The sequence below is a fragment of the Micromonospora musae genome, from assembly GCF_003626635.1.
GTDB classification, from domain to species: Bacteria; Actinomycetota; Actinomycetes; order Mycobacteriales; family Micromonosporaceae; genus Micromonospora; species Micromonospora musae.
Genome location: NZ_RAZT01000007.1, coordinates 173,832 through 187,367 on the forward strand (window position 1 = coordinate 173,832; position 13,536 = coordinate 187,367).

Consider the following 13,536-nt stretch of genomic DNA (forward strand, 5'->3'; position numbering starts at 1 on the left):
GACCGACGTGGCCGACCGGGCGGCCGTGCCGTCCTGCCGGCTCGACCGCGCGTGCGGCGGATCCCGCACGCGCGGCGCACGACCCGGCGTGCTGAGCCGCGTCAGAGGAAGGCGTGCCCCTCGCCCCGGTAGGTGGGCACCGTCGCGACGACCGTGTCCCCGTCGACCAGGTGCAGCTCGTTGACGTGTTCGCCGAGCTCACCGGCCTTGGCGTGCCGGAACCACACCCGGTCGCCGACGCGGAGCGCGGCAGCCGCGGCGCCGGCGAGCGGCGTCTGCACCTCGCCCGCGCCCTCGGCGCCGAGCATTTTCAGGCCGGCCGGTAGGACCGGACGGGGCAGTCGGCTGGCCGCGGCCGGACCGGAGGCGATCCAGCCGCCGCCGAGCACGGTGACCAGGCCGGGTGCCGGTCGACGCACCACCGAGCAGGCGAAGTAGGCCGCCGGGGTGGGGCGCCAGGCGCGGTACGCGTCGAAGAGCGTCGGACCGTAGAGACCCGATCCCGCGGTGACCTCGGTGACCGCGGGGTCGGCGCTGGTCGCGGCCACGCTCCCGGTGCCGCCGCCGTTGACGAACTCCAGGTCGGCGTGCTCGCGTACGGCCGCCACCGCCGCGCCCCGGCGGGCGAGCAGTTCCCGGTACGAGCCGCGCTTGGCGAGGCGGATCGCCTGGCCGAGCAGCGCCTGCCCGGGCGGCGTGTCGCCGAGGCCGGCGATCTGCGCCTCGTACGCCATGAGGCCGACCAGCCGGAACCCGGCGCGCCCGGCGACCGTGGCGGCGAACGCGCCGGCCGCCGCCGCGCCGTGCAGCGGGGAGCGCCGCACGCCGACGTGCACCCGCCCGCCCATCGGCCGCCAGGAGGCGTCCAGTTCGAGGCAGACCCGAAGATCGGGTCGGCGGTCGGCGGAACGCACGTCGTCGACCAGGTCGAGCTGGTCGGTGCTGTCGATCATCAAGGTGATCGCCGCGGCGAGGTCGGGGTCGGCGGTCAGCGCGGCCAGCGCGCCCCGGTCGGCGCTCGGGTACGCCACCAGCACGTCGTCGCTGAGACCGGCCCGGACCAGCCAGATTGCCTCGGGCAGGGTGAACGCCATCACGCCCCGCCAGCCCGGCCGGGCCAGGGCTCGCGCGATCAACTCGCGGCTGCGTACCGACTTGCTGGCGAGCCGGATCGGCTTGCCGGCGGCGAGGCCGACCAGCTCGACCGCGTTGGCGTCGAAGGCGGCCAGGTCGACCACGGCGTACGGCGGATCCAGGTGGGCGGTCGCCCGTTCCAGGCGCTCGCGAAGTTTGTCGCTTTCGATGGCCACGTGTGCACGCTAACTGTCCGACGGTCAATGCGAAATAGCCTCGCGTACGCCCGGCTGCGGGTGATACCCCCGGCGGCCTAGGCTCGGCGAGCAGGAGAATGTCAGGGTGGGACCGCTGCCCACCGGGTCTAGAGTGTTCCACCGGGGATGCCCAGCGATGGGCCGGCACGTGGAGGTACGGCCATCGAAAGCCAGAACAACGGCGAGTCGCCCGGCGTGTCGCCGTCCGCCAGCCAGCCCGACGGCCCGCAGGGCCCGGCCGAGAGTCCCACCGCTCCGCTCGGCAGCGCCGAGGGGCAGGTCGCCGGTGCCGCGAGCCAACCGGGCACCCCGCCCCAGACCGACCGATCCGGCTACAGCGCGATCCGCTCGGTGCTGCGTATCCGGCCGTTCCGCCGGCTCTGGCTCGTGCTCGGCGTCGCCTCCTTCGGCGACTGGCTCGGCCTCCTGGCCACCTCCGTCTTCGCCGCCGCGCAGGTGCAGGGCAGCACGGCGCAGGGTGCCGCGTTCGGTGGGGTGATCGCCGTACGGCTGCTGCCGGCGCTGGTGCTCGGGCCGCTCGCCGGCGTCTTCGCCGACCGGTTCGACAGGCGCTGGACCATGGTCATCTGCGACCTGCTGCGCTTCGTGCTCTTCGCCTCGATCCCGCTGTACGCCCTCACCGGGGCCAGCGGCGGCCTGGTGGTCACCTGGGCGGCGATCGCGACCTTCCTGATCGAGTCGATCACCCTGATGTGGATCCCGGCCAAGGAGGCCGCGGTACCCAACCTGATCCCGCGCGCCCGGCTGGAGACGGCCAACCAGCTCACCCTCATCACCACGTACGGCCTGACCCCGGTCTTCGCGGCGCTCGCCATCGCGGGGCTCGACCGCAGCGTGCGGGCGGCGACCGGCGGTGAGGTCCCCGGCTGGGCGGAGCCCGCCCAGCTGGCGCTCTGGTTCAACTCCTTCTCCCGGCTCGCCACCGCCGTGGTGGTGGCGTTCGGGATCAAGGAGATCAGCCAGACCCGGGGTGGCAAGCACGAGCACGCCGAGCAGAGCATGACCCGGCAGTTCGTCGAGGGCTGGCGGTTCATCTCCCAGACCCGGCTGGTCCGGGGCCTGGTGCTCGGCATCTTCGGCGCGTTCGCCGGTGGCGGCATCGTGATCGGCACCGCCCGCTTCTTCGCCAACTCGCTCGGCGCCGGTGACGCCGCCTTCTTCCTGCTCTTCGGCGCCATCTTCATCGGCCTGGCGCTCGGTATCGGGCTCGGCCCGATGATCGTCAAGGAGATGTCCCGGCGCCGTTGGTTCGGCATGAGCATCGTGCTGGCCAGCGCGGCGGTGATGACCCTCGCCTTCGCCATCCACCTGTCGATGGCGATCGTCGGCGCGATCCTGGTCGGCGCCGGCGCGGGGATGGCCTTCCTGGCCGGCACCACGCTGCTCGGCGGGGAGATCGCCGACGAGGTACGCGGACGGGTCTTCGCGGTCGTGCAGATCGGTACCCGGCTGGTGCTCATCCTGGCGATCGCGCTGAGCAGCCTGCTCGCCGGTGTCGGCGGCTCCCGCAAGCTGGAGATCGCCGACCTGGGCCTCTCGATCTCCTCCACCCGGCTGCTGCTGCTCGCCGCCGGTGCGGCCGGCATCTTCGCCGGCATCAGCGCGTTCGGGCAGATGGATGACAAGAAGGGCGTACCCGTCCTGGCCGACCTCTGGGGCTCGATCCGGGGTCGTCCGCTCATGCCCGCCGAGCCGTTCGTCTCCAACGGGCTCTTCGTGGTCTTCGAGGGCGGCGAGGGCGCCGGCAAGTCCACCCAGCTCGCCCTCCTCGCCGACCGGCTGCGCACGCAGGGCCGCGACGTGGTGGTCACCCGCGAGCCGGGCGCCACCCCGGTGGGTGAGCGGATCCGGTCGCTGCTGCTCGACACCACCGAGGGCGAGGCCCCGTCGCCGCGCGCCGAGGCGCTGCTCTACGCCGCCGACCGCGCCCACCACGTGGCCACGGTGGTCCGCCCGGCGCTGACCCGGGGCGGGGTGGTGATCAGCGACCGGTACGTCGACTCCTCCCTGGCCTACCAGGGGGCGGGCCGCACGCTCCCGGTCGACGAGGTCTCCTGGCTCTCCTCCTGGGCCACCGGAGGGCTCAAGCCGGACCTGGTGGTGCTGCTCGACGTCGACCCGCGCACCGGGCTCTCCCGGGTGGCGGCGCGCGGCGAGTCCGCCGACCGGCTGGAGGCCGAGTCCGTCGCCTTCCACGAGCGGGTCCGGTACGCGTTCCTCGACCTCGCCGCCGCCGACCCGAAGCGTTACCTGGTGCTCGACGCCGGCCGGCCGCTGAAGGAGATCGCCGGGCTGGTGGCGCAGCGGATCGACGAGCTGCTCGGCGACCCGGCCGGGATCGTGCACCCGCGCCGGGCGCAGGGGCCGGACACCTCGGTGCAGCCGGAGTTATCCGACGAGGAGCTGGTGACGATGGAGCAACGGACCTGATGCCGGACGTCTTCGCCGACCTGGTCGGCCAGGACGAGGCGGTCGGCACGCTGCGCCGGGCCGCCGCGGCGGCGGCCGCCGTGCTGCGGCACGGCGCCGAGCGGACGCTCGTGCCGGCGGGGGCCGTCGACGGCGGCACCCCGGCCGACGGGGCCGCCCCCGCCGCCGACCCGGGCGCCGGAATGACCCACGCCTGGATCTTCACCGGGCCGCCCGGCTCCGGGCGTTCGGTCGCGGCGCGCGCCTTCGCGGCCGCCCTGCAGTGCGCGTACGGCACGGGCTGCGGCGAGTGCCCCGGCTGCCACACCACGATGGCGGGCACCCACGCGGACGTCCGGCTGGTGGTGCCGGAGGGGCTCTCCATCGGCGTCGGCGAGATGCGGGCGCTCGTGCTGCGGGCCGCCAGCACCCCGTCCGGCGGGCGCTGGCAGGTGGTGATCATCGAGGACGCCGACCGGCTCACCGAGGCGGCCGGCAACGCGCTGCTCAAAGCGATCGAGGAGCCGCCCCCGCGTACGGTCTTCCTGCTCTGCGCTCCGTCCACCCACCCGGACGACGTCTCGGTGACGATCCGGTCGCGGTGTCGGGTCGTACCGCTGCGGCAGCCGTCGCCCGCCGCGGTGGCCGAGGTGCTGGTCCGCCGGGACGGTGTCGCCCCGGACGTGGCCCAGTGGGCGGCGGCCGCCGCCCAGGGGCACGTGGGCCGGGCCCGGCGGCTGGCCCGCGACCCGGAGGCCCGCAAGCGGCGCGACGCCGTGCTGGCGGTCCCGCGCCGGCTCACCGCGGTCGGTGCGGCGTTCGACGCGGCGTCCGCGTTGATCGACGCCGCCGAGGCGGAGGCCGAGGCGTCCGTGGCGGAGGCCGACGCCGCCGAGCGGGCGGCCCTGGAGACGGCGCTCGGCGCGGGCGGTACCGGCCGGGGCGCGGCCGGCGCCATCCGGGGCTCCGCCGGGCAGCTCAAGGAGCTGGAGAAGCGCCAGAAGTCGCGGGCGACCCGGGCCCAGCGGGACGCGCTGGACCGGGCGCTGGTCGACCTGGCCGGCTTCTACCGGGACGCGCTCACCATGGCGCTGCGCGCGTCGGTCGCGCCGGTGCACACCGACACCGCCGAGGTGGCCGCCGCGGCCGCGCAGAAGTGGGACGCCGAGGGGGCGCTGCGCCGGCTGGAGGCGGTGCTCGCCTGCCGCACCGCCATCGAGGCGAACGTGAAGCCCCGGATCGCGGTCGAGGCCATGATGCTCGCCCTCTGGAAGGGCTGACCGGCAGCCGGCACCGATCCCGCCCGCCGGACCGCTCGTCCACAGGGCATCGACAGGTGCGATTTCCATGCGGTACGGTCCCGGGAATGCCGTGGTGACGGGGAAGCCACGCTCAGTGAGGATGAGCCGGGGGAGGGGTCCGCCGATGCCACGGGGGGAGATCGACGAGGCTTGGATCGAGGAGGCGGTGCGCCGCTATCGGCGCATCGAGTCACTCCAGGCCGAGTTCGACCAGGCGGTGTCGACCGTGGAGGTCACCGTGCGCTCGCCCGACGGGCTGGTCGAGGTCGTGGTGACCGCCGGTGGCCGGATCACCGACGTCCGCTTCCTCGGTCCGCTGCACGCCCGCAACCCCCGTGACGTCGCCAACTCGGTGCAGGCCGCCGTCACCGCCGCTGCGGACGCGGCCGAGTGGGCCCGGGAGAAGCTGCACAACGAGACCTTCGCCGCCTACCGGCCGCTCGCGGGGGCCTGAGATGGACGCTCTGCGCGCTCTGGCCGCCCGCCTCGACGAGGCCACCGCCGCCCTCACCACGCTCTCCCACACCGTCACCGCGAACGACCCGCCGCAGGCCGCGTTCGGTGCCGACGCGCCGGGTCGGCCGGGCGAGATCGGCCGGGCGTTGCACCGGCAGTGGACGGCGGCCACCGACAGCCGGTCCCGGGAGGCCCGGGTGGCCGCCGGGCGGCTCACCGCCGCCGCGTCAGCCGTACGCGAGGCCGCCGACCACTACGTCGACGTCGACCGGGGGGTCCGGCGGCGGCTGGCCGGGGAGGCGTGATGGACGCCCTGGACCGCCTCGCCGAACCGGGGCTCGACCTGCTGCGCCGGGTGGACACGCTGCTCGCCGCCGGCGCTCCCGAGGAGCATCGGGTCTGGCCTCTGCTGCGCCGGATGCAGGTGCTCCCCGGCGAGGCGGTACGCCACTTCCTGGAACTGCGCCCCGCGCCGCTCGCCGATGCGGGTCACGGGGTGCGACGGCTGGTACGCGGCTACGACGACGTCTCCACCACGCTGACCGATCCGGTGCTCTGGTCCGGGTCGGCCGCCGAGGCGTACGGGCAGTCGCGGGCGGCGCTCCTGCACCACCTCGACGAGGGGCCGGAGAGCCTCGTCGGGCGGCTGGAGTCCACGGCCGGCTACGCCGACGCGCTCGCCGACTGGATCGAGGGCAGCCGGCTCGCGCTGGCCCGGGCGCTGGCCGACGTGCTCCGCTCGGCCGAGGCGGTGGCGGTGGTCGCCGCGACCTCCGTGCTGAGCGGGGCGGCAGCCCGACCGGGTTCCGCCGGTCCGCGCGTCATGGAGGCGGCGGAGATCGCCGCGCGGGTGCTGGCGGTGCTCTGCGTCGCGTACGACGGGGCGGAGACGCTGCTGCGGCAGTGGGGGCCGAGTCTCGCCGAGTCGACGTGGCGTCCCTCGGTGGTGGGCCGCCCCCGCTACGACGGGACCACCCGCGTCGGGTGGTGACCCCGGACAGTCCACGGCGTCGCGTTCGGGCATCGGGCCGAGCCCGCTGCCGTCGGCGACGCCGTGGTCTTCCCCCTGCACCCCCCGCAGGTCTGGTCTCCACTCAACGCGCCCGCCGGTCGTTTGTCGCCCGTCGTGGCGCGGATTCAACCGTCCGGGCGAGGGTCAACGGCACGACGGGTTGGGCGTCGATTCATTCGATTCGACGGCGGTGGATGACTGCACGGTGTAGCCGGGCGGCGACGGTGGCCCCGACGCGGGGCGCCGGTTCGTCGTAGGGTGGGGGCATGGGCATGCTCTGCGCGGTCAGTTTCAACCGGTACGGGCGGCTCTACTACCTCGACCCGGGCGAGCTGCGCCCGCAGGTCGGTGACAAGGTGCTGGTGCCCACGGACGACGGGCCCGAGGTGGCGGAGTGCGTCTGGGCCGCGCAGTGGGTCAGCGAGGAGACGGACGGCTTCCCCAAGCTGGCCGGGGTGGCCGGCGAGGACGACCTCCGCCGTGACGAGGCGCTGCGCCGCCGCAAGGCCGAGGCGAAGGTGGCCGCGAAGCGGCTGATCCGGGCGCACGGGCTGCCGATGAAGGTGGTGGCCGTCGACCATGTGCTCGGCTCCGCCGAGGCGGGCGGGGAGCGCACCACCGTCTACTTCACCGCCCCGCACCGGGTGGACTTCCGCTCGCTGGTCCGCGATCTCGGGGCGACCCTGCACTGCCGGGTGGAGCTGCGCCAGCTCTCGGCCCGGGACTCGGCCCGGGTGCAGGGGGGAATCGGCTCCTGCGGGCGGGACCTCTGCTGCGCGACCTTCCTCACCGACTTCGAGCCGGTCACCATCCGGATGGCGAAGGACCAGGATCTGCCGCTCAATCCGCTGCGCATCTCCGGGGCGTGCGGACGACTGATGTGCTGCCTGAAGTACGAGCACCCGCTGTACCAGCGGTTCCAGGAATCGGCGCCGGCGGTCGGCGCGCGGGTCTCCACACCGGAGGGTGACGGTCGGGTGGTGGGCCACAGCGTTCCGCGCGACTCGGTGACGGTCCGGCTGGACGCCGACGGCTCCCGCTGCTCCTGCTCCCGCGCGTCGGTCTGCGCCCCCCGCCAGGCCCACGACCAGCACTACACCATTTAGCCCCCCGCCGCCGGCTTCTCCCCCGTCGGCGGCTCCCCCGTTGATCAAGAGCTTTGCGTCAGAATCCGGTTCCTGCATGACGCAAAGCTCTTGATCAACGGGGGGGTGGGAGTGGGAGCGGGGGGCCGGTGGGTGGGTGGGTGGGTTAGGGGATGTGGATGGGGGGTTCGGCCAGGCGGGGGGTCAGGGGGGTCTTCGGGGTGAGCCAGGAGGCCGTGGGGGTCTCGTCGGGGTTCACCTGCCAGTCGCGGGCGACCCGGTCCACGGCGATCGGATAGATGGTGAGCGCGCCGTCCGGGTCGATCCGGATCCGCAGGAACGCCTTCGAGTCCTCGATGCCCTGACCGGCGAAGAGCTCGTTGAGGTTCACCCCGAACGCCCCGGCGATCAGCAGGTACGCCGCCACCAGCTGGCTGGCCACCAGCCCGCTGATCGGGCCGTAGACCACCGCGGCGGCGACCACCGGCAGCGGCCACGGCCAGTCGGCGAAGGGCAGCTGCAGCCAGACCCACGTGCCGCCCGCGCCCAACGCCAGGTGGGCCAGCCCGTGCCCGACGCCGAGGATCCAGTGCCGGGCGTGCCGTTTGCCGCTGGCGCTCGGCGGCTTCGCGAAGAACGCGGCCCCGAGCAGCGTCACCAGCAGCATCAGCACCAGCGGCACACTGAACAGCCGCTGCTCGGTCGTACCGACCCGGTTCGCCGCCACGCCGGACATGGCGAGCATCAGCAGGGTGTGCAGGGTGCCGAGCAGGGTGGTGAAGCCCGGGTTGCGCAGCGGCAGCCGGGGGAAGACCCCCCAGCCGTACCGGCGGCTGCGGGCCGCCTCGGGGTAGCGCGCCGCCAGCTCGTACGGGCGGGAGACACTGGCCCGCCGCGCCAGGGTGTCCTTCGGGGGCACCTCGATCCGCTCGGGCAGCTTGTGCGTCGGGTAGAGGTACGCGCCGCCGCTGCCGCAGGTGACGAGCTGCCGGTCCGGGCCGGCGTACCGGGCGTAGTGGTGCAGGTCGCCGGAGATCAGCAGCCGTACCTGAGCCCCGGTCGGCGCGACGATCGTACGGATGAAGTAGTCGATCGAGTCGTACGCCGTGGGGTGGTCGGCGGCCTTGACCCAGGTCGGCGCCGGCACCGCCAGGATCACCCGGTGCTGCGGGCCCAGCTTCTGCGCCACCGCGTCGAAGTAGGCGAGCTGCGGGTCGTCCAGGTACGAGCCGGACTGGTCGTCCAGGCCCAGCAGCCACCAGTCGCCGGGCAGCTCGACCGCGAAGTACGACCGGGACTGGCCGGTGCCCCACCCGCCGAAGTGCCGATCGCGGGAGCGGACGAAGAGCCGCAGGAACGCCGTCAACCCGTCGTACCAGTCGTGGTTGCCGGGAACCGCGAAGAGGGTGGGCTGCTCGGGCGGGGTGATGGGCAGGGCGGCCTGGTAGGGGCCCTTGCACCGGTCCTCGTACGCCTCGAAGGCCGCCGACGGGTAGACCTGGTCGCCGCCCATCACGAGCGTCTGCGCGCGCGGCAGCCGATGCCCGTCGACCTCCAGCTCCGGCTGGGCGAGCAGGTACGCGACCGAGTAGGTGGCGTTGAAGCCGTCGCCAAGGTCCGCCACGTAGTCCAGCCAGAGCCCACCGTCCGGCCCGACCTGCCGTTCGATGCGGGACTCCAGGGAGTTCTGCAGCTCCCGCTTGTCCAGGTACGCGCCGAAGAGCATCGCGAGGAGCGTACGGATACCGGTGCTGATCAGCAGGAACGGCGCGAGCCACGGGACGGGCTTGCGCGGGGTGAAGCCCAGCTCCAGCGGATCGGTGGTCCGGGGGCGGCGGGCCGCCCGCTCCCCGGCCGGCTCCCCGGCGGCCGGTGCTGCGGCGGTCCGCTCACCGGAACTCTGCTCAACAGCGTCCTGCTCACCGGGGCTCTGCTTACCGGCGCTCCGGTCGTCGGCGCCGGCGGCGTCCCGCCGGCCGTGGAGGGGAAGATCCGAGTCGTCGGGGCGGGCGTGATCGTCAGTCACCGCCGCAGCGTAGTCCGGCCACAACGGGAGCGCTGTCCGGCCAACGACCCTTTCGCGCTCCTTGCCCGGGTTGTGACGGCGAGGCGACGAGCGGGGTATCGGATTCGGCCGGGGCGGGCCGGTGCCGTACACTTGGCGATCGTTGCCGCCTTAGCTCAGTCGGCTAGAGCGACGCACTCGTAATGCGTAGGTCGACGGTTCGATTCCGTCAGGCGGCTCGGTATGGAAGCCCAGGTCATCGGCCTGGGCTTCGCCGTTTTCCAAGGTCGACAACCTCGCCGCCGGCCGTGCCAGTCCGCAAATAGTCCGCATCCCGCGCGGCGACCGCCTCGTCCAGCCGGTTGGCGACCGCGTCCAGGTCGTCACCGAAGAGGCCGGCGTACACGGCAGGCCGTGGCCCATCTGCAGGTTGACGACGCAACCCGTAACATCCGCCCGATGGCTCGAACGAACGACGACGACCGCGAGTCGCTCTTTCCAACGGTGGGCGCAGGCACCGCTGACACGTTTCGGGTGGAGTTCACGCCGACTAGCCGCGACAAGAGGTTCGGCGTGTTCCAGCTCTACATCGAGGGCATCCCGATCGGAGACGCCAGCACAACTGCGTTGTACCCGCACATTGCGAATCTCTCCCGCCTGTGCCAGATCGCCGAACACCGCAGCAAGCGGGGGCGGGGCCGGCTACACCTTGGGGACACCTTCGACCACCTGGACATGTCCGTGGAGATGAGCCAGTCTGCCGTGCTGTTCACCTTCAGCACTCGACCTCGATCTGAGTGGGGTGAGCCGCCACCGTGGGCACCGCCGGTTGGTGAGGAAATGCGGCTGAGCGTCGCCCGGTCAGAATTCATCAGCATCTGGCGCCAGGCCGAACCGCGGTTCCGGCTCGACTGCCTCGACTAACCCGCGCACCAGGTCGCGAATCCTGGCCTCGTGCGATGGCTGACGAATACGAGGGTGCCGTCGATGGAAGCTGCGCAACCGGCGTAGGCCGACGTCAACGAGGCGCTCGCGGTCATCGGGTGAGGCGATGGGACATCCCTGATCCCACAGGTCTGACAACGCCGCCAAAGCGACCGCACGAGCTGGGTCGGCCATCCTCGCTCCCCGTTGCCTTCGGTGATCCATGGCGACCGTACAGCCATCCGTACAGCCAAGCCGGCCGTCAGTCATAGGTGATGAGCGGCGACAGCCGACAGGTCGAGCAGATCAGCGGCAGTAGGCGACGCGGGCCGACAGCAGTCTTGATCTTTGCAAGGCAGGGGCCTGCGGTGTGTCATGGGGGATCCGCTAGCAGGCTAGAGGCTGAGGCAGGGAAGCTGTACTTGTTCAGGGCCGCACCACGATTCAACGAACCAGGCACCTGAGGCGACATCGATGTGCTCGGTCACCCGTGGCTGAACGATGGCCGCGATCTGCTTCGTCATGGGCCATGCATCGATGATCCAGCCATCTTCTCCGACGTTGACGTGCTCTCGTAGCGGCTCGATCATTTCCGAAGGCAACTCCCAGGAACGTTCGAGGAAGTCGTCCGCCCCGAACTTCTGAACCACGTTGACCACGTTCACGCGACGACCGTAGCTGGCTCGGGCCGCGCCCACTCGACGGAGAGCAGCGACCGACGCTGGTCGACAGCAGGCGAGCAGTCCGCATCTGGTCCGCAAGAGGGTCGACGGACGGCGGGGGAGTGGTGTGAGATGTCGAGAGGCGTTTCCGCTGCTAGACCGCCAGATGCGCAGTTCGGCGGGACGGGCATCTTGATCTCGTAATGCGTAGGTCGACGCTGTGCGCGAAGCGGACTACCCCTCCAGTCGCGCCAACACGGCCTTGCGCAGCGACCACGACTCGTCCTTGATGCACTCCGCTAGACAAGCGAGCCCGAGTGCGAGGGGCCAGGAAACCGCCTGCCGATGATGCGGCAGCATCTCTAGCGGTCGGTTGGGATCCCAAAGCCGTAGCGGGGCGAGGCTGACTGGCATGAATTCATGGACGTACGACTGCTCTACCCGCCGTGGTGACCGGTCGAGCATCTGATCGCCCGAAAGGTTAAGAAGGGTTACGGCGCAGAACTCCGGCATCGCTCCCCGGCTGACCCACCTACCGTGGCCGACGAGAGAACTCTCTTCTATTTCCCGTGCGGTCAGGTGGCACTCTTCCCGCAACTCGCGCTCGGCCCCGTTGATCACGACCTGCTGGATCGTGTAGTCGTCCGTGTCGCGGGGTACGTCCCTGGGCTCGAGTGCCCCTGAACCGGATGGAGCCAGCAAGCCAGGACTGCCGATGTTGTCGTCCGTCTGCGCGACGAGGAGCAACTGCCCGTCAGTGGTGAGAGCCAGCGTCGACACGCCGATATGGTTCGCAAGGCGACTGCGCTTGAAGGGAACCAGCCGGCCTTCAGCGTCGAGGATGAGGTCCCGCCCACGAAGGGCAGGGCTCTTTCGCCCGACCTCCCAGATGTCCAGTGGAGCGAGGAGGTTGCTGCACATGAAGTCGAAGTAGCGTCCTGCTCTCAGCTTGACGACGTCGTCGCTCAGAATGTCCGACGCCAGACAGAGCACGCTGTCGTTATAGATCCTTCCGGTCTTCGCGCGGTAATTCAGGTAGTCGAGCGACCATGTCCTCAGATCACGTGGAAGCCTGTAATCGGGAGTCCGGACAATGGCCCGGATGGGGCGCTTTCGCAGTTCGATGTTTTCGCGGGACAGCAGAATACCCACGTCGCGCGCGCTCTCCACGCTTGGTCCGAGGTCGGCTGAATGACTGATCACATCCCGGTAGGTGTCGCCCTTTCTCGGCTGGAACCGTACCTCTCTCGAGCGGCGGCGGTTGGCTCGGATCTCCATCAGGGAGAGAGTAGCGCCGGCAAGGCCGGCGACCACGCTGACTGGCCGGGACGGGTCTCCCAGAGATGTCGCCAAGCCGAACGAGGCTAGAACCAGCCCCACCGTGGTGAGCCTGTAACGCCACAATTTGTAGCGCCAGATGGTCGTCTTTGTCCTCACCGTTCTCTTGGCTGCAAGCATCCGCGCCCTCCGCCCGGTGCGACGTGCCCAGGAGGATGCATCGTAGCGGCGAGCCGAGGCTCGTCGCGCCCCGAGAATTTTCGGGCTTTACGGAGATCCAGGACAGTTTCGAACACGACTGGCGGCCGAGGTCGGGCCACCCCGTCCACAGTCAGAAATCTGACCGGTCAGAGCCAGGACCAAGCGGTGGAGGCGGCCGGGAACAAGCGCGAAATGTGTAGCCCCGAGCCGAGTTGCGAATCCGGCGAGCGCGAAGCCGTCTACCCTGCTACGGGTGATCCTGCCCCTGCCTGCCGGTGAGTACCGGGCGTACCTCTTCGACTGCGACGGCACCATCGCCGACTCCATGCCGCTGCATCACGTCGCCTGGCAGCAGGCCCTCCAGGAGTGGGGCTGCGAGCTACCGGAGGACCTCTTCTACGCGTGGGGCGGCCGTCCCGTCGCGGACATCATCGTGGACCTCAACGACCAGCACGGCCTGGCCATGCCGGTGGAGGTCGTCGCCCGACGTCGGGAGGATCTCTACCTGGAACTGCTGCCGAAGGTCACCGCCGTGCCGGGCGTCCTCGAACACATCGTCGAGTCGCACCGGCGGGTCCCGTTCGCGGTCGTCTCGGGCAGCACCCGCGAGTCGGTCACCGCCTCCCTCGGCGCGCTCGGCCTCCTCGACCGGTTCGACGTGTTCGTCTGTGCCGGCGACTACGCGCGGGCGAAGCCGGACCCGGAGGCGTTCCTGCGGGCGGCCGAGCTCCTCGGTGTCGCCCCGCAGGACTGTCTCGTCTTCGAGGACACCGACATGGGCATCCAGGCCGCGACCGCGGCGGGCATGGCGTCGGTACGGGTGCCGGACCCACGGCTGCGGTAGGCCCGCG

12 protein-coding genes and 1 tRNA gene are annotated in these 13,536 nt (G+C 71.7%); 9 read left to right on the forward strand and 4 right to left on the reverse strand.

Going from position 1 to position 13,536, the window contains the following annotated elements:
- Positions 1-101 precede the first annotated feature (101 nt).
- Positions 102-1,310, reverse strand: coding sequence for an amino acid deaminase/aldolase (locus tag D7044_RS15375; protein WP_120689341.1), 1,209 nt, complete (start codon positions 1,308-1,310; stop codon positions 102-104).
- A gap of 147 nt (positions 1,311-1,457) precedes the next feature.
- On the opposite strand from D7044_RS15375, the gene tmk reads away from it, so the two are divergent.
- The 6 genes from tmk to D7044_RS15405 all read left to right on the forward strand — a co-directional run bounded on the left by tmk (position 1,458) and on the right by D7044_RS15405 (position 7,636).
- Positions 1,458-3,782, forward strand: coding sequence for a dTMP kinase (tmk, locus tag D7044_RS15380; protein WP_267901612.1), 2,325 nt, complete (start codon positions 1,458-1,460; stop codon positions 3,780-3,782).
- Positions 3,782-5,041, forward strand: a complete 1,260-nt coding sequence (locus D7044_RS15385) for a DNA polymerase III subunit delta' (protein ID WP_120689342.1) — start codon at positions 3,782-3,784, stop codon at positions 5,039-5,041. The genes tmk and D7044_RS15385 overlap by 1 nt, the downstream gene beginning before the upstream one ends.
- Positions 5,042-5,186: 145 nt before the next feature.
- Complete coding sequence (locus tag D7044_RS15390; RefSeq protein WP_120673670.1) at positions 5,187-5,516, forward strand: YbaB/EbfC family nucleoid-associated protein; 330 nt, start codon at positions 5,187-5,189, stop codon at positions 5,514-5,516.
- A gap of 1 nt (position 5,517) precedes the next feature.
- On the forward strand, positions 5,518-5,823 hold the full coding sequence (locus D7044_RS15395; RefSeq protein WP_120673669.1) for a hypothetical protein: 306 nt from the start codon (positions 5,518-5,520) through the stop codon (positions 5,821-5,823).
- Positions 5,823-6,509, forward strand: coding sequence for a hypothetical protein (locus tag D7044_RS15400; RefSeq protein WP_120673975.1), 687 nt, complete (start codon positions 5,823-5,825; stop codon positions 6,507-6,509). The genes D7044_RS15395 and D7044_RS15400 overlap by 1 nt, the downstream gene beginning before the upstream one ends.
- Before the next feature lie 287 nt (positions 6,510-6,796).
- The gene (locus tag D7044_RS15405) at positions 6,797-7,636 is read left to right on the forward strand and encodes a PSP1 domain-containing protein (protein WP_120673668.1); all 840 of its coding nucleotides are present in this window, start codon (positions 6,797-6,799) and stop codon (positions 7,634-7,636) included.
- A gap of 145 nt (positions 7,637-7,781) precedes the next feature.
- Here D7044_RS15405 and D7044_RS15410 read toward each other — a convergent pair whose 3' ends face one another.
- Complete coding sequence (locus D7044_RS15410; RefSeq protein ID WP_233564998.1) at positions 7,782-9,641, reverse strand: metallophosphoesterase family protein; 1,860 nt, start codon at positions 9,639-9,641, stop codon at positions 7,782-7,784.
- Positions 9,642-9,785: 144 nt separating this feature from the next.
- Between D7044_RS15410 and D7044_RS15415 the strand changes: the two genes are divergently transcribed.
- Together D7044_RS15415 and D7044_RS15420 are read left to right on the forward strand one after the other, a co-directional pair.
- A tRNA-Thr gene (locus D7044_RS15415) sits at positions 9,786-9,859 on the forward strand.
- A 175-nt stretch (positions 9,860-10,034) separates the two neighbouring features.
- Positions 10,035-10,544 carry a hypothetical protein gene (locus D7044_RS15420; RefSeq protein ID WP_120689343.1) on the forward strand — a complete coding sequence of 170 codons (510 nt, stop codon included), beginning with the start codon at positions 10,035-10,037 and terminating at the stop codon, positions 10,542-10,544.
- A 395-nt stretch (positions 10,545-10,939) separates the two neighbouring features.
- Here D7044_RS15420 and D7044_RS15425 read toward each other — a convergent pair whose 3' ends face one another.
- Together D7044_RS15425 and D7044_RS15430 are read right to left on the reverse strand one after the other, a co-directional pair.
- On the reverse strand, positions 10,940-11,209 hold the full coding sequence (locus tag D7044_RS15425; protein WP_120673666.1) for a hypothetical protein: 270 nt from the start codon (positions 11,207-11,209) through the stop codon (positions 10,940-10,942).
- Positions 11,210-11,440: 231 nt separating this feature from the next.
- Complete coding sequence (locus D7044_RS15430) at positions 11,441-12,664, reverse strand: hypothetical protein (protein WP_147434672.1); 1,224 nt, start codon at positions 12,662-12,664, stop codon at positions 11,441-11,443.
- A 274-nt stretch (positions 12,665-12,938) separates the two neighbouring features.
- On the opposite strand from D7044_RS15430, the gene D7044_RS15435 reads away from it, so the two are divergent.
- Positions 12,939-13,529, forward strand: a complete 591-nt coding sequence (locus D7044_RS15435; protein WP_120689344.1) for an HAD family hydrolase — start codon at positions 12,939-12,941, stop codon at positions 13,527-13,529.
- Positions 13,530-13,536: the final 7 nt, after the last annotated feature.

Coding starts and splice junctions, on each gene's coding strand:
- tmk (WP_267901612.1), top strand. CDS start 1,458: ATGCCCAGCGATGGGCCGGCACGTGGAGGTACGGCCATCGAAAGCCAG.
- D7044_RS15385 (WP_120689342.1), top strand. CDS start 3,782: ATGCCGGACGTCTTCGCCGACCTGGTCGGCCAGGACGAGGCGGTCGGC.
- D7044_RS15390 (WP_120673670.1), top strand. CDS start 5,187: ATGCCACGGGGGGAGATCGACGAGGCTTGGATCGAGGAGGCGGTGCGC.
- D7044_RS15395 (WP_120673669.1), top strand. CDS start 5,518: ATGGACGCTCTGCGCGCTCTGGCCGCCCGCCTCGACGAGGCCACCGCC.
- D7044_RS15400 (WP_120673975.1), top strand. CDS start 5,823: ATGGACGCCCTGGACCGCCTCGCCGAACCGGGGCTCGACCTGCTGCGC.
- D7044_RS15405 (WP_120673668.1), top strand. CDS start 6,797: ATGGGCATGCTCTGCGCGGTCAGTTTCAACCGGTACGGGCGGCTCTAC.
- D7044_RS15430 (WP_147434672.1), bottom strand. CDS start 12,664: ATGCTTGCAGCCAAGAGAACGGTGAGGACAAAGACGACCATCTGGCGC.